The organism is Candidatus Rickettsia barbarica (genome assembly GCF_041477405.1).
GTDB classification, from domain to species: domain Bacteria; phylum Pseudomonadota; class Alphaproteobacteria; order Rickettsiales; family Rickettsiaceae; genus Rickettsia; species Rickettsia rickettsii.
The window spans coordinates 124,960-145,041 of the sequence record NZ_JBEWYL010000001.1 but is presented as its reverse complement, the minus strand read 5'-3'; the positions used below and the strand labels follow the sequence as shown (position 1 = coordinate 145,041).

Below are 20,082 nucleotides of genomic sequence, written 5' to 3'. Positions count from 1 at the left end.
AGCATTTTTAGGCAATGCCAATTGTTCAAATTAAACAAGTATAAGTGAGGGTTGTTCTGTTGCCCGGCACACCCTCCAGCCGCGTAGGATTAAGCTGCTAAAGCTAAATGACCTACAGAACGATTATTATCGTTTGCGTTTCTTTGTTTTGACCCACATGGCACAAGCCATCGGCGGAATCATCCCGAGTAAAAGCAATCTTTTTATTAGGCACGTCGATCCTATTTCGCCCCCCAAAAATACTCGATGAACTTCGTATTGTCTACTCTTTAAGAGTTATTACATATTTAAACTTTTCTAAATGACGTAGCTAATAAAGAGAAATTTGAAGGCAACACGGAACACAGAACCGCAGGGTACACGCAAGTAACGTGAGGATTCGAATACCGGATCGACGTACAAATTACCTTTAGGAGCAAGTTATTTAGAAAGTTTTGGTGGAGGCGTCGGGTACTGCCCCCGAGTCCGCAACCTCTATTCTAAATTACGTTTATTACTATAGCTATATTAGCACCAAATATTATGCCTTAATTTGATTAAAATGTAAAGGTCAAATTATAAGTCCATTTTTAATATAAATGAATTCTAGATTTATATTAAAAATGGACTTATAATAAATTGGTTAGAATTCTAAATTAAAAACTTAATTATGCTACCAAATCTTGGAATTATCGCCGGCAGAGGTTCATTACCTTACTTAATAACAGGTAATTATACAAAGCAAGGTGGTAATTGCTATATCGCAGCAATTAAAGACGAAGCTGATATAGAGCAAATTAAAGATTTTGAATATAAGATTTTAAAAATCGGTATGGTCGGGGAAGCTATAAAATATTTTAAGGAGCATAAGGTAAAAAATATTATTTTTATCGGTGGAGTTAATAGACCGAATTTTAAAAATTTAGCCGTAGATAAAATAGGCGGTTTATTGCTTTTCAAAATAGTTGGGCAAAAAATTCGAGGAGATGATAGTTTGCTAAAAATAGTAGCGGATTTTTTTGAAAGTTACGGTTTCAAGGTCATTTCAAGTAATGAAATATATAAAAATCAACAAGGTAACTCCAATATTATAACCAATACTAACCCTATAAGTTCAGATAAAAATGATATTGAGCTTGGAATAAAATTATTGAATCATCTAAGTGCATTCGATATCGCACAATCGGTTATAGTTGAAAGTGGCTATATACTTGGTATAGAGGCTGCCGAAGGAACGGATAATTTAATAATGAGATGTGCAGATTTACGTAAAAATCCTCATGGAGGAGTATTAGTAAAAATAGCGAAATTAGGTCAAGATAATAGACTAGATATGCCGACGATCGGTCCTAATACTATAAAGAATCTTGCTAAATATAATTACAAAGGGGTAGCGATTCAAAAAAATAACGTAATTATAGTCGAAGAGGAATTAACTATAAAACTCGCTAATGAACATAAAATTTTTATAACAAAATGTTAGCAATAGGTATTACCGGTAGCTATGCATCGGGTAAAACTTTTATGTTGGATTATTTAACAGAAAAAGGATATAAAACTTTTTGTGCCGATAGATGCATAAAAGAATTATATCAAGATGTAGTTTTGCAAACTCAGATTTTAAAATTACTACCTGAACTTGAGTCTTTCAATATTAGAAAAATCAGTAATTTAATTTACAATAACGACCTAGCTAGAGAAAAACTACAAAATTTTATTTACCCCTTACTAATAGATAAACTCATTTTATTTAAAAAAGAAAATGCTAATTCCAAATTTGGCTTTGCCGAAATACCGCTGCTTTATGAAGCTAAATTTGAGAAATATTTTGATTTTGTCGTAACAATATACTGCTCTGAAGCAATAAGAATGCAAAGAGCAATAACGAGATCTTCGTTTGATATAGAAATTTATAATAAAATCAAAGAAATTCAACTATCACAAGAAAGCAAAATAGCAAAAGCAGATTTTGCTATAAATAGCGGCGTTGATATGTTAGACTTGGAAAAACAAATAGCGAAGCTAATAAAGGATTTGGAATGGCGCGTTTAAGAGAAATAATTTTAGATACCGAGACTACGGGACTTGACCCACGACAAGGTCATCGAATCGTTGAGATCGGTGCTATTGAGATGGTAAATAAGGTATTAACAGGCAGGAATTTTCATTTTTATATTAATCCTGAGCGAGATATGCCGTTTGAGGCTTATAGAATTCATGGCATATCCGGCGAATTTTTAAAAGACAAGCCTCTATTTCATACAATAGCCGATGATTTTTTAGAGTTTATTTCAGATAGCAAACTGATTATTCATAATGCTCCTTTCGATATTAAATTTCTAAATCACGAATTATCATTATTAAAAAGAACCGACATTAAACTCTTGGAACTAGCAAATACTATTGATACTTTAGTAATGGCTAGAAGCATATTTCCAGGCTCAAAATATAATCTTGATGCATTATGTAAAAGATTTAAAGTTGATACTTCAGGTAGGCAGCTTCACGGAGCTTTGAAAGATGCCGCATTACTTGCAGAAGTATATGTAGAGTTAATGGGCGGTAGACAATCCGCCTTTAAAATGGTTGATAAATCTGCCGTAATAAATAATTTAGCAACTAATCAAGTAAATAACAAAACAGAGCAAACTACTATTGTTATTAAACCTACAAAAGAAGAGCTGCAAAAACATAAAGAGTTTCTCAGTAGAATTTTAAAAACTGCTTAGTAAAACGTCATTGCGAGGAGAGGCAAAGCCTCGACATGACAATCTCAGGAAATAATATAAAATTCCTGAGATTGTCATGTCGAGGCTTTGCCTCTCCTCGCAATGACGATTATCAACAATCCCCTTATCTATGAAAACAAATTTTCTTGTATTTATAACCTTTACAATACTTATCTCTTTAGGCTTTTGGCAGCTTAGTCGTTTAAAAGAAAAGAAATTATTTTTAGCTTCAATGCAAGCTAACCTAACCTCACCTGCAATTAATTTAGCAGAAATTCAAGACGGTTTACCTTATCACAAAGTAAAAATTACCGGTCAATTTTTGCCTAATAAAGACATATATTTATACGGTAGAAGGTCAATGTCGAGTGAAAAAGACGGATATTATTTAGTTACTCCTTTTAAAACCATAGAAGATAAAGTTATTTTAGTAGCACGAGGTTGGTTCAGTAATCGCAATAAAAATATTATCACGCAAGCTAAAAACGACCGGCAGCACGAGATTATCGGTGTTACCATGCCATCAGAAAAAACTCGTATCTACTTACCTGCTAACGATATAAAAAATAATGTGTGGCTAACGCTAAATTTAAAAGAAACATCCAAAGTGTTAGGCTTAGATCTTGAGAATTTTTATATTATTGCGGAAGGAAAAGATATTAGCAATCTAGATATTTTATTACCTCTTGTAATAAATCATTTAGCAGCAATCAGAAATGACCATTTAGAATACGCCCTAACTTGGTTTGGACTTGCTATTTCTTTAATCGTAATATATGTAATTTATCGGCGTCGTTATATGGCTGTGGATGTCATCCCGCGAGCTTGTAGCGGGATCCAGAAAAATAATTAAAAAGACTGGGCCCCGTGGTCAAGCCACAGGGTAACAGTAGAAAATCGATACATAAATGAGTGACTTACAAAGAGAAGCATCCGATCCTAATTACTCCGTTTGGGTATCGGCATCTGCCGGTACCGGTAAAACCAAAATCCTAACCGATCGATTTTTACGTCTGTTAATAACGGGCGTAGAGCCTTCCAATATTTTATGCCTTACTTTTACTAATGCTGCAGCTATAGAGATGCAAGTAAGGATTAATAGCAGACTTAAATATCTTTCTCTTTGCAACGCCGAGAAACTAGAAGAAGCACTTTTCTTAATGAGCGGCAATAAGCCATCGCCGCAAGACACAGAAAACGCAAAAACTTTATATGATAAAATACTAAATAGCAATAAGCTTTTCAATATCTATACAATACATGCTTTTTGTCAAAAAATCCTTAACACTTTTCCATTAGAAGCCGGCATAACACCAGAATTTAAAATCCTTGAAGAAACTAAATTACAAGATATCTTCCTAAATATCAGAAACGAAATTTACTTAAGTGATGAACATAATGACTTAATGAAAATTTTACTTAACCGATTTCATGAAATAACTCTGCAAGATATTTTTACCGAGATAATCGAGCAGAAAATTAAATTCAGAAAGTTATTTATAAATAAGCAAATTCCCAAAGAAATATCTAATAAAAGATTAGCGTTAGGGGAATTAAATAATATTTACGATAAGGTAAAAAACTTATTTGCCGAGTATGATGTGGAGATAGCACCGAAAGAAATTTTTTTTACCAAAGATGGGAAAAAACGAAAAAGCCTTTTATCGAAAGAATTAATAAGGAAATATCCTACATTATTACTAGAGCTAGAAAACATTACCTCTGAAATTTACCGATTAGATGAGCTGCGTCGCATAGAAGAACTAGAATATCATACGAACTTACTTACTAAACTTGCACATATTATTTTAAAAAAATACGATTCATATAAGGAAGAAAATAATTTACTCGATTACGACGATTTAATTTACTACACCGAGAAATTACTAAATAATAAAACTACTCATAAGTGGTTGCTGCATAAGCTTGAAAGCGAGATAAATCATATTCTTGTCGATGAAGCACAAGATACAAGCCCCTCGCAGTGGAATATTATTACTACTTTAATAACAGAGTTTAATGCTGTAGAGAGGCCAAACAATAGTGTTTTCATAGTCGGCGATGATAAACAATCGATCTTCAGTTTTCAAGGGGCTAATCTTCGTAATTTCAACTTAGTAAATGAGCAACTAAAAGCAAATCTTACAAATGCTAATAAGAAATTCAAAAATATCACCCTTGAATATTCTTATAGATCATGTACAGAGATTTTACAATTTACTTATAATGTTTTAAAAAATATAAAATCCAATTACCCGGGTTTATTCCTTTCGAATAATCCTTTAATATCCTCATTTCGTACACATCAAGGTTCTGTAACGGTTTGGCCATTAGTGACGAGTGAAAAACAAGAAGAGCTTTTTTGGGCACTACCTGAAGATTATGAAAATTCTAAATCTGCTGCCGATTTACTCATAGAAAAAATCGTAAGTTTTATAAAAGAACAAATAAAAAGCGAAGAAATTTTACCATCTACTGCAAACAGAATATCTGAAAAAGATTTCATGATATTAGTCCGAAAGAGAGATGAATTTAGTAATAATCTGATCAAAAAACTTAGCAAAGCTAAGCTTAAAGTTGAGGTAAGCGATAGAATGAACCTTAAGGAAAATCTAACTATAATGGATTTAATTTCATTAGCTAAATTTGTGTTACTACCTGATGATGATTTAAATCTTGCCGGTTTACTAAAATCACCGATTATTGGAATAAGCGAGCAGCAATTATACGAACTTCTTGTAAATAAAAGTGAGAATAGCTTATGGGATATACTCTCTTCACATGAGGAGATATATAATAAGTTAGGTTCTCTAATTGAACTTTATAAAATATCTATTGTTGAGAACTTCTTTGATTTAGTGGTACATAATCTAAATTTACGAGAGCTTTACGATGATGATAGTGATGATATGATAAATGAGCTATTAACATTAAGCAAAAACTATGCAAATGATATAGATAATTCACTGCAAGGATTCGTTGCTTGGTTTGAGAATAACGATATCTATATTAAACGTGATATAGAGCATTCAGACAAAATAAGAGTAATGACCGTCCACGGCTCTAAAGGGCTTGAAACTCCTATTGTTATATTATGCGATTCTACTACTTTACCGATAAGCAGCAATAAATTTATTTGGGATGATAAAGGAGAAATGTTTTTCTCTGCTAATGCTGCCGATACTCCTGAGTTTTTGCAAGAGCTGAAAGAAGCTGAAAAATTAAAAGATTTGCAAGAATATATAAGACTACTCTACGTTGCAATGACAAGAGCTAAAGACAGGCTGATTATATGCGGTTTTAGTAATAAATCTACCACTCCTGAAAATTGCTGGTATGAAATAGCCAAACAAACTTACGATAAATCTCTCAATTAGTAGCTGCTATATTAAATATAATAGACTATTAAGACGCACATATATTTAAATAGCATCTTATGTTAAAAATTTTAGAAAGTTTCTTTGAAAATAAAGCAAGAATTAAAATAGGGAGGTTAAACAATTACCATCCCTGCATTATGCTTATAAAAAAGGTCATAAGGAATAATACTTAAATTTTTTTCTTTTAAGGCTTGTTTATACTTTGTTATTTTAGAAATAACAACTACAACAAGAAAAATAAAAATACTTATTAACAGAGGATATAAGATATTTAACTGATCAAACATCATTAATTTCATAGAATTTAGTTAGATACTACATAATAGTAGTAACATTTATTTGAATTTCAACTTAAATATTTTTTATTTCAATTTAACTCCTATATCTTAAATTTAAATGCATTTATAGATATTGTCATAAGAAAATTAATAAGATTTTTATTGAAACCGCTACTTCTAAAATAGATAGCATAATAATTTATGCATTATGATAATAATCATGCCTTAATAAATCAGATTTAAGAATACCACAATTATATTCATATGAATCTAAATAAGCTTGTAATTCATGAACATTTTGTTCTATTTTTTCATAATTATATTTATATGAGTTTTGGAATTTTTCAACTAATTTACCTTTATTAACAACTTTTTTATAAGCATCTTCTTTAAAAAACCCATCTTTTTGTTCTTCACTACAAAAGTAATCCTTAAATTCACTATGTTTTTTCGGTAAATTAGAGATAAATTCTGCAAACTTTTCTAATTGAATATTGGTAATTAGAGTAAATACCAAACCTATATTTTCTTTATATTGGTTAACTCTTGAAATTTCATGCGCTATTGTATCTTTTTGTCCAATTTCAATAACATTATTAGATAAAATAACTAAATCTTTTTTATTAACCTCTTGCTTTTCAGATTCCTTTAGTTTTATATTCAGTATTTCCTCTTCTAATGCCTCTTTACTCAATAATTTTTTAAATGCAGCCAAGCCACGAACCAAAAGCTGTACTTTCTAACTTTTTAAAATATTCTTTTAACTTCATAACTAATTTCCTTGTTTATATTTTCTTAGTTTAATTTATAGTACTAGTTGGAAGTAATCAAGTTATAGAGCTAAGAAAAATTAATACTTTTGTAAAAATTATATATAGCGTAAAAATTGAAAAACAGTGTTAAAATGCTTAAAATAATTTGACTATTTTAGAAAATTTTAATAAAATCTATTAATAAACTCAATCGATAATACAAAATATGAAAACAGCTTTTATCTTCCCCGGTCAAGGGTTGCAATTGATCGGCATGGGAAAAGATTTTTATGATAATTTTAAACCCGCCAAAGAAACTTTTCAAATCGTTGATGAAGTACTAAACCGAAAACTCACTGATATAATTTTTAATGGACCTTCTGAAGAACTTACCTTAACCACTAACGCACAACCGGCATTAATGGCAGTATCTATGGCAATAATAAATATTATCAAAGCTGAAACCGGTAAAAGTTTGGATAGTCTTTGCGATTATGCTGCCGGTCATTCGCTAGGTGAATATAGTGCTTTATGTAGCACCGAAAGTATTAACCTTGAGACAGCAGCAAAACTACTTCATATACGTAGTACATCTATGCAGGAAGCATGTCCTGAAGGTGAGGGAAGCATGGCGGCTTGTATCAATATTCCGCTTCAAACACTTGAAGAAATATTAGAAGAGATCAACAAAATAAATTTATGCCAAATTGCCAACGATAACATCGAGGGACAAATAGTTATTAGCGGCAAGACCACAGCTATAGATCATGCTATTAGTATAATTAAAGATTTAGGTTATAAAGCAATAAAGCTGAAAGTCAGTGCTCCATTTCATTGTAGCTTAATGAAGCCGGCAGAAGAAAAAATGCGAGTAGCTCTTGATAAAGCTGTAATTAATAAACCTCTGATACCGATAATCCAAAATTATACCGCAAAACCTACTCTAGATCCTACAGAAATCAAACAAAATTTAATGCTTCAGATATGCGGACGAGTTAGATGGCGTGAAACTTTAGAACTATTTCACACATTAGAAATTGCTCATATAGTAGAAATAGGGGCAGGAAGCGTACTAACAAATATGCTCCGGAAAATTAATTATCCATATAAGTTAAGTAATATAAGTAATTTAGAAGAACTACAGCATTATTTAGATAACATTAGTCAATAACTGTCTCTAATAACTCCTGATTCATATAAAGTTTTTAAATTAACTTAATATTATTATATGCAAATTAGTTTTAGTTTTTTTAGCAATTACTAGAATTATTCACTAGTGATTGGCAGAGCTATTTAGACAAGGTAATAGAGGATTTTAAAATTTAGCCTTAACAGATACTAATGATACATTTTTAAAAGAAGAATGTTATAATTGCTCTTATCCAAAAAGACATTAAAGAAGGTGAATATCCATGGTATGTTGCTCCTTTTAATAAAATAGATCATGCAAGTTTATTACTTACCAATATTCTCATATATTAGAGCTTGATTATCTAAATCAAAATACGGTAAAAGCAGTAAAAATATGCTGCGAAATAACTTCAAAGATATATATAATCCGGAAATTTATATTATTGCTAATTATGAAGAACCTATAATTAAAAACTATACAATAATAGATAAAATAGCCGAAGGTAAAGTTATTACCTTTGAAGATTTAAATATTAAATATGTAGATCACACGGATGAAGAGTTAAAATATATAGGTGATATAGTAAATGATATTAGAAAACTAGACAGCAAGTTAGTAGCAGATATTCAAATATCATCAAATTTATTTATCAATTTTATTTTGTAGATTTTCTTATTACTCAGTGTACAATCATTTTTATGGCTGCATATTTTGAAGAATTAAACAATTTTCATCAAAATTCAGATAACCTCAATTTTTCCGTTACAAAAATATATTCCCGAATGCCAACCAAAAGACTATAAGAGTTTTGTCAATCTTAAAGCAATAACTTGGAATAGATTTTTAGTTAAATATCAGAAATTATTTGAGAACATTCAGAACATATTATTTAGCATCTGTAGTGATAGTGAGCATTTTGTAAAATTGTTAATTTCAGACTCTTATAATCTTAGCTTAAACAAGCGAATCGAAATTATAGAGTACTTAATAGATAAATATAAAAATGATACTAAATCTATTTATTACATAACCCAACAACTTTTTGATATTTGTGATGATAACACGGATATTAAAACTCTTGAAGCCAAGGCTAAACAGTTTTACAAATATATTGAATATTTCCGTAGTTGGGATGATTTACCTAGTTATTGGTATATGGACTTTAAAGGGCCATCCGAATGTGATAAGGAAGCTTTGATTATGGGCAATTCCGTAAAGCCGGAAAATGATTATATTGAGTTAGAAAAATTATAAAATAATTCTAGAAATTGTGCTTATTAGATGATATAAAGTAAAGCCATAACCGGAGAGATGGCCGAGTGGCCGAAGGCGGCGGTTTGCTAAACCGTTATACGGGTCATACCGTATCGAGGGTTCGAATCCCTCTCTCTCCGCCAGTCTGGATAGTTAGCCAATTCTTGTAGTTTATCGAATGGAAAAGCCAAGGAGTAATCAAGATTTCCGCCTTTCAAATTTAGGTTCGCAAATACACATTATCGCCTTATTGCCTTGATTTAACAAGGATTTCAGCTCTTAATACAAACCTACTAATATGTTCTATGCTATTCATATGTTAGTTTATGCTAGACTTTTCTCTAATATTTTCTGTTACTTATACGTTATTTTCTACAAATTTCACCAATTTTAGCCATTTTTTTCTAAAAATATGTACGCTATACAAACTAGGGGCTATTCCTCGTAAAATAAGGGATTGGAGGGCTTTTTGTAAAAATTTTTTTTAATAGAATTAATTGTTTATACCAAAATTTTTCAGTTTTTGTGTATAAAAATTGCACCTATTACCAGAATTGAGTGAGGACTTAAATAAAGCTCAAGGGTTGGGTCGGAAATATAAAGGTTTAAAAATTTCAATGTTTCTTCTTTATTACTACAGTCTGTGCTACCATTATTACACATGGTACATCCTAATTTTACTTTATCATCTGCTACTAAATCTTTTAATTGTGTTACTTCCTCTAAGGTAGCCAATTTTATATCACTTATGTTGCGAAAACCATCTATTACTTCATTAAATATATTATTTACGCCTTGCGAAACTGTCCTTCTTATATCATTTATATCTTCATTAGTATGCCAAGAAGCATAAGGTAAACTACTATCGTATTTGTGAAACAAACCCCAACACCAACCTTGTACTCCTTCTGTATTTCCAAGTGTTGATTTATATAATTCATCTCATTTATAAATAATCTTTGTTCTTTCATTTTTTACTTCTTACAATAGTTAAATTCTATTTATTCAAAATAACCTAGCTATTTCAGCTTTTGATTACAACATAAATTATACAAATCTGCTAAATCATAAGTAGGAAAACCTATAATACACTATATAAATATAAGGTTTATCTCCTGTAACCTTAGGTTTAATAGAATTTATATATGAGTAGCAATTACACACCAAAAAATTACGGTTTATTCAGAAAGTACATAAGTAAGATATCAAAAGCCATAATTACTAAATATAGAAAATAATATAAGCAATACTAAAAGTAGTAATTAATATGCAAAGATATTTAGACCCAACGAATGATAGTTTGTTTAAAAAAATCTTTCGTGATTTAGAGAGATTAAAGGAATGTATCAATGCAGTTCTTGAACTTCAGGAGGGTTTTAGAATTAAAGAAATAGAGTTTATGCCCATAGAGCAAGTACCTATGCTCAATAAAGGAAAAAAAGCATATTGGATTTAAAGGTTAAAGATGAAGCCGGTAGCTGGTATATAATCGAGATGCAAAATAGCAGAAATTAAGGAATAAATCTAAGGCGTTAACTACGCAATCACAACATACAAAATCGTATCCCGCTACCCAGTAAACGACCTCTTCAGCTCATTGGTGGGAAAGGACGAACCCACATAAGATATTATAACACTTCAATACTCAACTTACAATAATCATAGCTTAGTAGTTGAGATATTATTTAAAGGATTAAATTATGACTGATTTAATCAAACAATTTGAGGTGCTACTGTCATTCCCGCAAGGCATTGTTGTGTGGATCAATTTCACCTCTGTCATCCCCCCCGTGGCTTGAACGCGGAATCCAGTTAAAAATACTAATAATATTAGTATTTTTTATTGTTTTTATGGACCCTGTGGTCAAGCCACGGGATGACAGAGGTGAAATTGATCCACACAACAATGCCTTCCTGCGAAAGCGAAAATCCAGTACTTTAAAGCTTTTTTAAAAGTTTTACCTTGAAAAAAATGATATAATAAAAAATCTTTAAAATTAAGATTTTTTAGCCTGGATCCCTGCTTTCGTAGGGATGACATCTAGGGCTTTTTAAAAATTGTCCGGTACTATACTTAGTAACACGCCGGCAAATAGAGCGGTCATTGTCCTTAAGTGCAACAGACACAACCTCAATTGCTAATGAGATTGCGGTTGCTGCACATGTAGTAACTGATTGTTTAAAATAATTAACTAATATATTAAATTACTAATTGTAATTATTATCATTTATTAAAATAATCTCTCTTAATCTTCTATCTATTCAAAAATTCCCTAAATCAATTCCAATTTATTTATGCTTTTAGTAAAATTTCTATTGCGTTCTTAAAGTTTCTTATTATGATTCTATCTATAGCTCATTTTTAACAAAATATTAAAATTTATAGACTTTAATAAGAATGTAATTATGTTCATACTAAACATTTTTAAAACAAACTGGCACAAAAGATTATCCGAAAGTACAACAAGTGACCTTAGTAATAAAAATATAACTGATGAACAAGCAAAAGATTTAGCTGCAGCACTTAAAGCTAATAGATCTTTAACGTCGCTTTATCTTCCTTGGAACAACATAGGCGAGGCAACATTTAAAATAATTAATGAATATCTGTACAGAAATAAAACTATAACCAAAAAAAACAGAAACGAAATATGAAGAACAGCAAAAGCAAGAACTAGGAAACACAACAAGTAGAGGAAGAAAAAAGAAAACTATTGGACGAACAAGCAAAACAACAGCAAAACCTCAAGCTTGATGAGCTAAAATATAATCAACTAATTTTAGTAATAAAAGAAAGTACGGAAGAAGAAGCAGAAAATTTAGTTAAAGAGCTAAACGGTGACACGCTTAACAAGATAGACGATAACAACGATACGGCTTTAACTTTAGCTGCTTATAAAGGATTAGATAAAGTTTGCAACTAATCTCTAAAATGTCTAATCAGGCTATTAGTACTATTAATAGCAATGGTGAAACGGTTTTAACTTATGCTGCTAGTAAAGGCTTAAGTAAAGTATGCATGCAACTAATCCCTCTAATGAGCAATCCGGCTATTAATACTATTACCAAAACTTATAGTACTATAGCCTTAACTTTAGCTGTATGGAAGGGTTTAGAAAGGGTTTATGAGTTATATTAATACCTAGAACGACTATTCAAGCTATTTATCATGACTTATTAACTTTAAGAGTAAAATGAGTTAGAATTAGAGCTTGATTATAAAAGCTCTAATTCTAACTCATTTTACTCTTCTTTTTTTCTGCATATATCAATCCTCTTCCTTAATTAACTCTCTTGTCTTTTTATTAAATTCAATAACTGATGCAATATTTTCATAAACTTCATGAATTGCACTGTATAAATTGTTAAAACCAGCACACGCTTCTTTCCATTCATTATTAATTTCATCTATAGAATTACAATACTCAGGTTTAAAATGTGCAGGGGCTTTATCTCTACATTTATTATTAACTAACAGATTAAGATATTACAGCATTGTATGTTTTTCATCATTCTTATCATCGTTTTCTTCTTCATCTTTATATTTCCAAAACTTATTTGAAAATCTCTTTTTATTTCCATGATTAACGAGCACCGCAGCAAATATACCCCTATCTTTCTCTTTTTCCTCTTTCAATAAAAGTTATTTAAAATAACTTAAATCTTTATGATATAGCTTATCTATTTTACTATATAACGATATTTCTTTAGATATATTTTCAACGGCATTGTTATTAGATGATGCAACAACCATACCGTAAGTTTGTAATTCCGGTTTTAAAGAATTAACATGATAATCAAAATTTGGTGTATGTAAGGAAGATTTTTTATTTTGAAACCCCTCCTTAGGATCTTCTAAAGTTGCTAAATAAGAAGCACGATCTACATAGATATTTGCTATAAGATCAAAAAGTATAGTGGTTTTCCTGTACAGGTGGACCATTAACAGCAAAAAGCTTTCCTGAAAAGAGGGTAATACCAAATTAATCGCAACAGCTTGCAGTACCGCAAGAGAGTGAATCGGCGATGAACACCAACGCATCGGTTGCATCATAAATGGAGATAACAGTTCTTGTAGACTTTCTTGATGCTTTAAAACATCTATGGAATCCGGCTTATCTTCTTTACCGAGATATTTGGCAATTGCTGATTCCGAGTCAAACTTTTCTATATTACTTCGTACAAAATCTAATGGTCTTAGAAAAAAACTATTAAACATTTCTAAGGAAGGAGCGGCAAAATTATAAATTACCGGTTTATCTTTTTTCTTTTTATGCGAGGTAACTCTTCTTAAGCATATTTCAGAGCGGCTAAATAAATATTTTTTGTCCATTTCTAACTTCTGCACTACAAGATCATTTTTAAATCTAGAGTTTTAACTCAAGAATCTTGCTTTTTATCCTTAAAATATATTCTCTCACTTTCTGAAAATACTTCCTCTATTAGGCTGTTATTATTATCCACAAAATTTGGCAAATCTTTTAATTCTTTTTCTTGGAATTCATCTCTCATGATTCTACCGAGAGCATAAGCAGCAGTAGAGATAACCATCAATCCTTCAATATATTTACCGTTTTCATCTATAGTTAAACCAGCAATAGGTGTTTGTCGGTTGCTCTTGCTTATCTTGATGGTTATTATAATCATTTAAGAACTCTTGATCTAATTTAGTGATATTTTGGATTTTCTTTAAAATATCAAGTGCAGCTCCCGACCATTTTAAATAACCGAGATAAATATGCTAATGCACTGCTACTTCGCTTTTCTCAAGATCAATACCGAGTTTTGTTTTATCCACAAACTAAGCATCTTTTAAGAACAAAGTGTTTCTTTCTTATCCAGTTTGCAACTAAAACTGCCTTTTTTATCGGTATGTTCTCTAATAATGTCAAAATATCTATTTAAATTTTCGTTTTTATTAGGAGTTAGTACTTCAATAATCTTCCATACACCGAGGATAGATTTGATTTGTTCATCAGATTGATTGTACATCAAAAGAAGTGTACACTTAAAATAGAAATATCCTAAGTATGAAACTAGAAGAAGTAAACAACTTTTTAATGTTACTATTTATAGCATATAAAGATGTGTATAATTAACACAATTATCACCAAATTATTAATGATTTAATAAAATTTAGTATTTTATAAATTCATTTAATATATTTCCTTAACCCAAATAGGATATAATAAATGCAAAATAATAAGGAAATTATTAAATATATAGTGTCTAGCATTTGGTCTTATTGGAATCCTATAAACTGGTCACCAAGCATACAATTAGCTACCTTAAGTTATATATTGTCTTGTTTAATTGATGGGAATGATGCATTATTAGGTTGTAGAGATATTAGATCAGATATATATTACAATGAATTATAGTTAATTCAGATGAATACAACTTTCTTCTTTAGCAAATAAAGCAATGAATGCCTATATAGTCAAATGCACATTTAAACCGCTTCAACGCACATAGCCATACCCATACCGTCACCGATACATAAAGTAACTAAGCCTTTTTTCGCTTTAGCTCTGCGTAAGCCATGTATCAGAGTAATAAGTACACGTCCGCCGCTTGCCCCGATCGGATGACCGATGGCTATTGCTCCACCGTTAACATTACCCTTCTCCATATCCCATTTCATTTCACGGTTTACATAAATACTTTGAGCGGTAAACGCCTCATTAACCTCGATAACTTCCAAATCATTCACGCTCCAACCTGCTTTACTTAAAGCTTTTTTGGATGCAGGAACAGGGGCAGTACCCATAATACTTGGATCAACACCGGCTGAAGCATAAGAAACAATACAAGCTAGCGGCGTTAAATTATGCTTTTTCAAAACTTCTTCGGAAACTACCATAAGACATGCCGCACCGTCATTAATAGAGGAAGCATTATCCGCTGTAACTACACCGTTTTTATCAAAAGCAGGACATAATTTACTCAGAATTTCAAGGCTGATATCAGGTCTTACTGTTTCATCATGATCAAACAAACTAGTAGTTTTTTTAATCGTTACTTCGACAGGTAAGATTTCATCTTTAAAAACTCCTGCTAGCTGTGCTTTAGCTGCTTTCTTGTGAGAGCTTAAGGCAAACTCGTCCTGCTGTTGTCTGCTAATATTAAACTGTTTCGAGATATTTCCGGCTGTAATACCCATAAATACTCCTGAAAATACATCGGTTAATCCGTCATACTGCATTAGATCAACCATTTTAATATCGCCGAATTTAGCTCCTGCTCTGATATAGCTACCGTGCATACAGAACGACATATTCTCCTGCCCACCTGCTATAACTATTTCATTATCATCCATCATAATTGAATTTGCTGCAAGTACTACGCTTTTAAGACCTGAGCCGCATACTTTATTAATCGTATAGCCCGGCACTTCTTTCGGTATTCCCGCATAAATCAGAGTTTGCCTCGCCGGATTCTGCCCGCTACCGCCGGTTATTACCTGTCCAAGGATTACCTCACCTACTAAAGCTGGATCGATTGTGCTGTTTTGCAGTATATCCTTTATTAAATGAACAGCAAGCATAGGTGCAGCCGTTGTACTAAGGCTACCCATAAACGAGCCGAAAGTAGTCCTTTTCGCATAAGTTATATAAACCAGTTTTGTCATAATGTGTACTCCTTAAACAATTTATCTAGTTTATCATTTATTAAATAACTAATATGTCCGCCTGCTACATCTTATAAGCTTAGAGTTTTTTAATAATTTTTGCAAAGGTAAAATGGAAAATTTAGGTACTATTTGATCATCTTCGGCTGCTATATATATACAGGACAATGAATTAAACTCGGATCAATAATAAAATTATTCGATTTTCCATTTAAGATTTATAAACATATTTTCATCTAATATATTTTGTATAATTTGATTATAAACCTCCTTAGATATACTATTACCTGACATAAGCCAATTCTCTATTCTCAATGCTAATTCTTGCTCCTTATCGGAAGTTATAGAGAAAAAATTTTTTAATTTAGCATTGAAATAATCAGGGAATAAAAGAAAAAATAAAATTTGAATATGAATTTTAGGAATTATCGTAAATTGTCTATGCCACTATCTAGTTTTAAATATCGATGCAACATTCTTATATAGAAAAAATAAGAAAAATCCCACGGGCAGGTAAGTAAAGTCAGAGTTTTGATAAATTTAGGCATAAGTACGTTTGTAGCTATCGCAAGGTTACCGCTGATACAATGACCTATTAAATTAATGTCTTTAATTTTCAAATTATCTATTACTTCGATTATTTTATGCACATAGTCGTCTATAAATATTTAGGTTCCTCAATCTCTAGCCAATTTATTAAATAAACTTCACCGTAGCTTCTCAAAGTTTCAATAAAACTTTTGTCACGAGCTAAAAAAATATTTCCAGTGAGTTGAAGATAGAGAGGATGATTAGGAAAGTTTTGATGTCATCCTGACTTCTTTCTATGTCATTCCTGACTTCCCCTTTGTCATTCTCACGAAAGCGGAAATCCATTTTTAATTTATTTTTACTGGAATCTCTGGACAAACCACGGGATAACGCCGAGTAATACAACACCCTATAATGCTCTGTTTGCATTACTATTTTACCTGATTTTAAATATTAATTACCTAAATTATGTGTCTTTGTATAATTATTATAAAGGTCACAATATTCCTGTAGTTTATTACTATCTAGCATTGAGAGTATCTAGTAATTCTTGACAAAAGGCTAAATATATTGTATAAGTTCAGCACCCTCAGAATGTAATAACAAGTATATAGGCTCTAAAGTTTTAGGGGAAATATCTTTTCATAAAATCTTGAAGTGCTTAAGTTTTTTTTTTTGTCCTTAGGGATTTATAATGCTAAGTACCTCATCACGATCGTTTAAAAACAAATTCAGAGCAGCATTTTGGCCTGTGCATAATTACGAACTCGGAAAGTTTATTCCGATGAGTACCTTAATGTTTTGTATTTTATTTAATCAAAACGTTTTACGAATCTTAAAAGATAGTATTTTAATCTCCGAGATTAGTGCAGAAATAGCAGGTTTTGCTAAAGTTTATTGCGTTACGCCTGCTGCTGCTTTATTCGTGATTATTTATGCTAAAATGATTAATTATCTTACTTTTGAAAAGATCTTTTATTATTTAAGTGCATTTTTTATCAGCTTTTTTGTTTTATTCACTTTTGTAATCTATCCTAATATTCATATTTTTCATGTACATCCCGATAATCTAGCTGACTGGATGGAACGTTATCCTCATTTTAAGTGGTACATCTCATTAGTAGGTAATTGGGGTTATATAGTATATTATAGTCTTGCCGAGCTTTGGCCTAATATTTTTTACGTATTATTATTTTGGCAGTTTGCTAATGAACTTACTACTACCGAAGAAGCAAAAAGATTTTATACTCTCTTTTCGCTATTCGGCAACTCTTCTTTAATATTAGTCGGCTTTTTAATGATGAATCTATCATCGGAAGATACTATTATTAAGAAGTTTATGAGTATTTCGGATAGTAAAATCACTTTAGTTCAAGTATCCACGACAATTGTGGCAATTGTTGCTATTATTTGTTGTTTGTTAGTTAGATTTATTAGCAAGAACGTTTTTACTAATCCGTTATTTTATGCTAAAGCAAAAAGCGGTCGCTCAACTTCAGAACGTATGGGGCTAATTAAAAGCTTTAAATATATTGCGAAATCAAAATATTTATGGCTACTTTTAATTTGTTCAGCAACTTTCGGATTTGCTATTAACTTAGTCGAAGCCGTATGGAAAGCAAAAATTAAGGAATTATATCCGACTGTAAATACCTATGCTGAATTTAACAGTCTGTATATACTTTGGACAGGCGTGGCAATAATGGTTATGACCATCATCGGTAATAACATTATGCGTATGCACAATTGGTTTGTAGCAGCAGTTATTTCACCGGTTATAATAATGGTGACCGGCATTTTGTTCTTTGTACTTATCGTATTTGACCAACAAATTTTATCATTATTTGATGGAGCAGTTTTAATGTCACCTCTTGCTCTTGCCGTTTCAATCGGTGGTATTCAAAATATTTTAGCTAAAGGTACTAAATATTCTATATGGGATACTTCAAGAGAAATGTTATATATCCCTCTTGATGAGGAGCTTAAAACCAAAGGCAAAGCTGCGGTTGACGTGATAAGTGCCAAAGTCGGCAAATCCTCTAGCGGTCTTGTGCAATCTATTATTTTTACTTTAGTTCCAACCGCTACTTTTACCTTAATCTCACCAATTCTAATGGTGATATTTACTTTTGTATGCTTAGCGTGGATTTATGCAGTAAGAAAAATATATTTTGAATATCAAAAAATAGCATAAAATAAATTATTGTCATCCCGCGACTTGACCACGGAATCTAAGAATACAAGTCTATACCAAGATACCGTGGTCAAGCCACGGTATGACACCGAACGCGTTTTTTGATCCACACGGGTAATGCCCTTTTTAGCTAGGAACCTTACAGCATAAAACTATCGATGTTACTATGAATCCATCTCTCCTAAAGCTTTAGTCTCTATATTATCTAAGAAAATCTCAAAATCCTTTAAGATATCGTCTTTACTTTAATAAGAAGGCGGTTTAAATGAAGTTAGGGTAACTTTTTCACTCTTTATAAAATTATGAGGCTGAGGTTAATCCTTAAGTTTAATAGTAACCACTTCGCCTGCTAAAGAGTTCGGATATCTGTTCTTATTAATTGAATCTGGATGCGTAATTTCTAGGTTTTTTGGAGTATTATCTTCCTTGTTCTTACTACGGAATGAAAAAATTCTAGATGATGGCATTTGATTTACATTTTATTTAAAAAACGCTATTTATTATAGAGCAATAATTTATATTTAACAAGCAGGATGGTTAATTGTCATAAACTTTTCTATCATTCTAGTAACAGAACGTTCTAGCTCAATATCTAATTTTAAATAATCAGAACAGTTAAACCATTTAAGTTCATTCGATTCGTTATTTTTTATAAAATTATCATTATTTACTGTTTTTAGTAAAAATCGTACATCATAGTGATAATGAGCAAGCTCCTTATGAGTTCGCGGAATATAATGGGTGTCTATATCAAAAATCTCCTTATTTATCGTTTTGATTTCATTAATTCCGGATTCTTCTATAGCTTCTTTAACCGCTACATTTAATATATTACTATCTCCATCACAATGACCGCCTGGTTGAAGCCACTTATCAAGCTTTTTATGGTGCATCAATAAAAATTTAGTTTTATCATTATTAAGTAAAAAAGCCGAAGCAATGAAATGTCCTATTTGTAAATCTCAACTAAAAGGGTTTTCATATTCATTTAAAAATTCAAGCATTTTTGTTTTTGTAACCATTTCTTCAGAATATGTACTACTGTAATTTTGTAGTTTAATATATAATTCATTCATAATGATAATTTTTTATGTATAGAGCTTTGATATTTAACTCAAATTTCTCTGCTAAGTCAAGTGACAATAATTGCATAAAATTATATTGTCCATGTTTCATGGTAATTATCATTGACAATTAGTTAATGTTTAGTTATATATCGCAT

At 31.1% G+C, this 20,082-nt stretch carries 26 protein-coding genes, 1 tRNA gene, 1 other RNA gene and 1 pseudogene; 15 read left to right on the top strand and 14 right to left on the bottom strand.

The genetic code is table 11. From position 1 onward, the window contains the following. Window positions 1–43: 43 nt before the first annotated feature. Window positions 44–552, bottom strand: a transfer-messenger RNA (tmRNA) gene (ssrA, locus tag ABVF33_RS00820). A gap of 97 nt (window positions 553–649) precedes the next feature. Between ssrA and ABVF33_RS00815 the strand changes: the two genes are divergently transcribed. The 5 genes from ABVF33_RS00815 (at window position 650) to ABVF33_RS00795 (ending at window position 6,085) form a co-directional block, all read left to right on the top strand. Next, complete coding sequence (locus ABVF33_RS00815; protein ID WP_499705887.1) at window positions 650–1,462, top strand: LpxI family protein; 813 nt, start codon at window positions 650–652, stop codon at window positions 1,460–1,462. Then, the gene (gene coaE, locus ABVF33_RS00810; RefSeq protein ID WP_499705886.1) at window positions 1,456–2,031 is read left to right on the top strand and encodes a dephospho-CoA kinase; all 576 of its coding nucleotides are present in this window, start codon (window positions 1,456–1,458) and stop codon (window positions 2,029–2,031) included. The genes ABVF33_RS00815 and coaE overlap by 7 nt, the downstream gene beginning before the upstream one ends. Further along, complete coding sequence (gene dnaQ / locus ABVF33_RS00805; RefSeq protein WP_499705885.1) at window positions 2,019–2,708, top strand: DNA polymerase III subunit epsilon; 690 nt, start codon at window positions 2,019–2,021, stop codon at window positions 2,706–2,708. Before coaE ends, dnaQ begins: the two co-directional genes overlap by 13 nt. Before the next feature lie 130 nt (window positions 2,709–2,838). Beyond that, complete coding sequence (locus ABVF33_RS00800; RefSeq protein ID WP_499705884.1) at window positions 2,839–3,561, top strand: SURF1 family protein; 723 nt, start codon at window positions 2,839–2,841, stop codon at window positions 3,559–3,561. A gap of 55 nt (window positions 3,562–3,616) precedes the next feature. Beyond that, window positions 3,617–6,085 carry a UvrD-helicase domain-containing protein gene (locus ABVF33_RS00795; RefSeq protein WP_499705883.1) on the top strand — a complete coding sequence of 823 codons (2,469 nt, stop codon included), beginning with the start codon at window positions 3,617–3,619 and terminating at the stop codon, window positions 6,083–6,085. 116 nt (window positions 6,086–6,201) lie between these two features. Here the strand turns inward: ABVF33_RS00795 and ABVF33_RS00790 are convergent, their stop codons facing one another. Both ABVF33_RS00790 and ABVF33_RS00785 read right to left on the bottom strand, forming a co-directional pair. Then, window positions 6,202–6,378 carry a hypothetical protein gene (locus ABVF33_RS00790; RefSeq protein WP_499706137.1) on the bottom strand — a complete coding sequence of 59 codons (177 nt, stop codon included), beginning with the start codon at window positions 6,376–6,378 and terminating at the stop codon, window positions 6,202–6,204. Window positions 6,379–6,565: 187 nt separating this feature from the next. Next, entirely contained in the window at window positions 6,566–7,060 is a 495-nt protein-coding gene (locus tag ABVF33_RS00785; protein ID WP_499705882.1) for a hypothetical protein, read from the bottom strand. A gap of 284 nt (window positions 7,061–7,344) precedes the next feature. On the opposite strand from ABVF33_RS00785, the gene fabD reads away from it, so the two are divergent. From fabD to ABVF33_RS00765, 4 genes are all read left to right on the top strand, one after another. Next, on the top strand, window positions 7,345–8,289 hold the full coding sequence (fabD, locus tag ABVF33_RS00780) for an ACP S-malonyltransferase (RefSeq protein WP_499705881.1): 945 nt from the start codon (window positions 7,345–7,347) through the stop codon (window positions 8,287–8,289). Window positions 8,290–8,643: 354 nt separating this feature from the next. Then, window positions 8,644–8,916 carry a hypothetical protein gene (locus ABVF33_RS00775; protein ID WP_014419929.1) on the top strand — a complete coding sequence of 91 codons (273 nt, stop codon included), beginning with the start codon at window positions 8,644–8,646 and terminating at the stop codon, window positions 8,914–8,916. 258 nt (window positions 8,917–9,174) lie between these two features. After that, complete coding sequence (locus tag ABVF33_RS00770; RefSeq protein WP_499705880.1) at window positions 9,175–9,504, top strand: hypothetical protein; 330 nt, start codon at window positions 9,175–9,177, stop codon at window positions 9,502–9,504. A 51-nt stretch (window positions 9,505–9,555) separates the two neighbouring features. After that, a tRNA-Ser gene (locus ABVF33_RS00765) sits at window positions 9,556–9,647 on the top strand. 373 nt (window positions 9,648–10,020) lie between these two features. Here the strand turns inward: ABVF33_RS00765 and ABVF33_RS00760 are convergent. After that, window positions 10,021–10,386, bottom strand: a complete 366-nt coding sequence (locus ABVF33_RS00760) for a hypothetical protein (RefSeq protein ID WP_499705879.1) — start codon at window positions 10,384–10,386, stop codon at window positions 10,021–10,023. A gap of 385 nt (window positions 10,387–10,771) precedes the next feature. Between ABVF33_RS00760 and ABVF33_RS00755 the strand changes: the two genes are divergently transcribed. Beyond that, window positions 10,772–10,960 carry a hypothetical protein gene (locus ABVF33_RS00755; RefSeq protein WP_499705878.1) on the top strand — a complete coding sequence of 63 codons (189 nt, stop codon included), beginning with the start codon at window positions 10,772–10,774 and terminating at the stop codon, window positions 10,958–10,960. A 280-nt stretch (window positions 10,961–11,240) separates the two neighbouring features. On the opposite strand, the gene ABVF33_RS00750 is transcribed toward ABVF33_RS00755, so the two are convergent. Further along, the gene (locus tag ABVF33_RS00750) at window positions 11,241–11,408 is read right to left on the bottom strand and encodes a proline/betaine transporter (RefSeq protein ID WP_499705877.1); all 168 of its coding nucleotides are present in this window, start codon (window positions 11,406–11,408) and stop codon (window positions 11,241–11,243) included. A 502-nt stretch (window positions 11,409–11,910) separates the two neighbouring features. Between ABVF33_RS00750 and ABVF33_RS00745 the strand changes: the two genes are divergently transcribed. Genes ABVF33_RS00745 through ABVF33_RS00735 form a run of 3 tightly spaced genes read left to right on the top strand, consistent with a single transcriptional unit; the run spans window position 11,911 to window position 12,643 of the window. Continuing rightward, window positions 11,911–12,159 carry a hypothetical protein gene (locus tag ABVF33_RS00745; RefSeq protein ID WP_499705876.1) on the top strand — a complete coding sequence of 83 codons (249 nt, stop codon included), beginning with the start codon at window positions 11,911–11,913 and terminating at the stop codon, window positions 12,157–12,159. Between the two features lie 59 nt (window positions 12,160–12,218). Next, window positions 12,219–12,428 carry a hypothetical protein gene (locus ABVF33_RS00740; RefSeq protein ID WP_499705875.1) on the top strand — a complete coding sequence of 70 codons (210 nt, stop codon included), beginning with the start codon at window positions 12,219–12,221 and terminating at the stop codon, window positions 12,426–12,428. Between the two features lie 8 nt (window positions 12,429–12,436). Further along, entirely contained in the window at window positions 12,437–12,643 is a 207-nt protein-coding gene (locus ABVF33_RS00735; RefSeq protein WP_499705874.1) for a hypothetical protein, read from the top strand. 348 nt (window positions 12,644–12,991) lie between these two features. Here the strand turns inward: ABVF33_RS00735 and ABVF33_RS00730 are convergent, their stop codons facing one another. The 4 genes from ABVF33_RS00730 to ABVF33_RS00715 form a co-directional block, all read right to left on the bottom strand. Further along, window positions 12,992–13,141, bottom strand: a complete 150-nt coding sequence (locus ABVF33_RS00730; RefSeq protein WP_012151252.1) for a hypothetical protein — start codon at window positions 13,139–13,141, stop codon at window positions 12,992–12,994. A gap of 6 nt (window positions 13,142–13,147) precedes the next feature. Then, window positions 13,148–13,837 carry a DNA helicase gene (locus ABVF33_RS00725; protein ID WP_499705873.1) on the bottom strand — a complete coding sequence of 230 codons (690 nt, stop codon included), beginning with the start codon at window positions 13,835–13,837 and terminating at the stop codon, window positions 13,148–13,150. A gap of 47 nt (window positions 13,838–13,884) precedes the next feature. Further along, entirely contained in the window at window positions 13,885–14,151 is a 267-nt protein-coding gene (locus ABVF33_RS00720) for a hypothetical protein (protein ID WP_146610387.1), read from the bottom strand. 165 nt (window positions 14,152–14,316) lie between these two features. Further along, window positions 14,317–14,496 (bottom strand): hypothetical protein, encoded by a 180-nt coding sequence (locus ABVF33_RS00715; RefSeq protein ID WP_014411028.1) that lies wholly within the window; start codon window positions 14,494–14,496, stop codon window positions 14,317–14,319. Window positions 14,497–14,696: 200 nt separating this feature from the next. On the opposite strand from ABVF33_RS00715, the gene ABVF33_RS00710 reads away from it, so the two are divergent. Beyond that, a complete protein-coding gene (locus ABVF33_RS00710) occupies window positions 14,697–14,885 on the top strand; it encodes a hypothetical protein (RefSeq protein WP_148206975.1) in 189 nt (62 codons plus the stop codon). A 71-nt stretch (window positions 14,886–14,956) separates the two neighbouring features. Here the strand turns inward: ABVF33_RS00710 and ABVF33_RS00705 are convergent, their stop codons facing one another. Together ABVF33_RS00705 and ABVF33_RS00700 are read right to left on the bottom strand one after the other, a co-directional pair. Continuing rightward, complete coding sequence (locus ABVF33_RS00705) at window positions 14,957–16,135, bottom strand: acetyl-CoA C-acetyltransferase (RefSeq protein WP_499705872.1); 1,179 nt, start codon at window positions 16,133–16,135, stop codon at window positions 14,957–14,959. A 195-nt stretch (window positions 16,136–16,330) separates the two neighbouring features. Further along, window positions 16,331–17,011, bottom strand: a pseudogene (locus ABVF33_RS00700) (alpha/beta hydrolase). A gap of 349 nt (window positions 17,012–17,360) precedes the next feature. Here ABVF33_RS00700 and tlc5 point away from each other — a divergent pair. Next, complete coding sequence (tlc5, locus tag ABVF33_RS00695) at window positions 17,361–18,860, top strand: GTP/GDP exchange transporter Tlc5 (RefSeq protein WP_499705871.1); 1,500 nt, start codon at window positions 17,361–17,363, stop codon at window positions 18,858–18,860. A 314-nt stretch (window positions 18,861–19,174) separates the two neighbouring features. Here tlc5 and ABVF33_RS00690 read toward each other — a convergent pair whose 3' ends face one another. Genes ABVF33_RS00690 through ABVF33_RS00680 form a run of 3 tightly spaced genes read right to left on the bottom strand, consistent with a single transcriptional unit; the run spans window position 19,175 to window position 19,936 of the window. Then, window positions 19,175–19,327, bottom strand: coding sequence for a hypothetical protein (locus ABVF33_RS00690; RefSeq protein ID WP_231282964.1), 153 nt, complete (start codon window positions 19,325–19,327; stop codon window positions 19,175–19,177). A 54-nt stretch (window positions 19,328–19,381) separates the two neighbouring features. Continuing rightward, a complete protein-coding gene (locus ABVF33_RS00685; protein ID WP_499706120.1) occupies window positions 19,382–19,813 on the bottom strand; it encodes an NUDIX hydrolase in 432 nt (143 codons plus the stop codon). A gap of 9 nt (window positions 19,814–19,822) precedes the next feature. Further along, a complete protein-coding gene (locus tag ABVF33_RS00680) occupies window positions 19,823–19,936 on the bottom strand; it encodes a nucleoside triphosphate hydrolase (protein ID WP_499705870.1) in 114 nt (37 codons plus the stop codon). Between the last annotated feature and the right edge of the window lie 146 nt (window positions 19,937–20,082).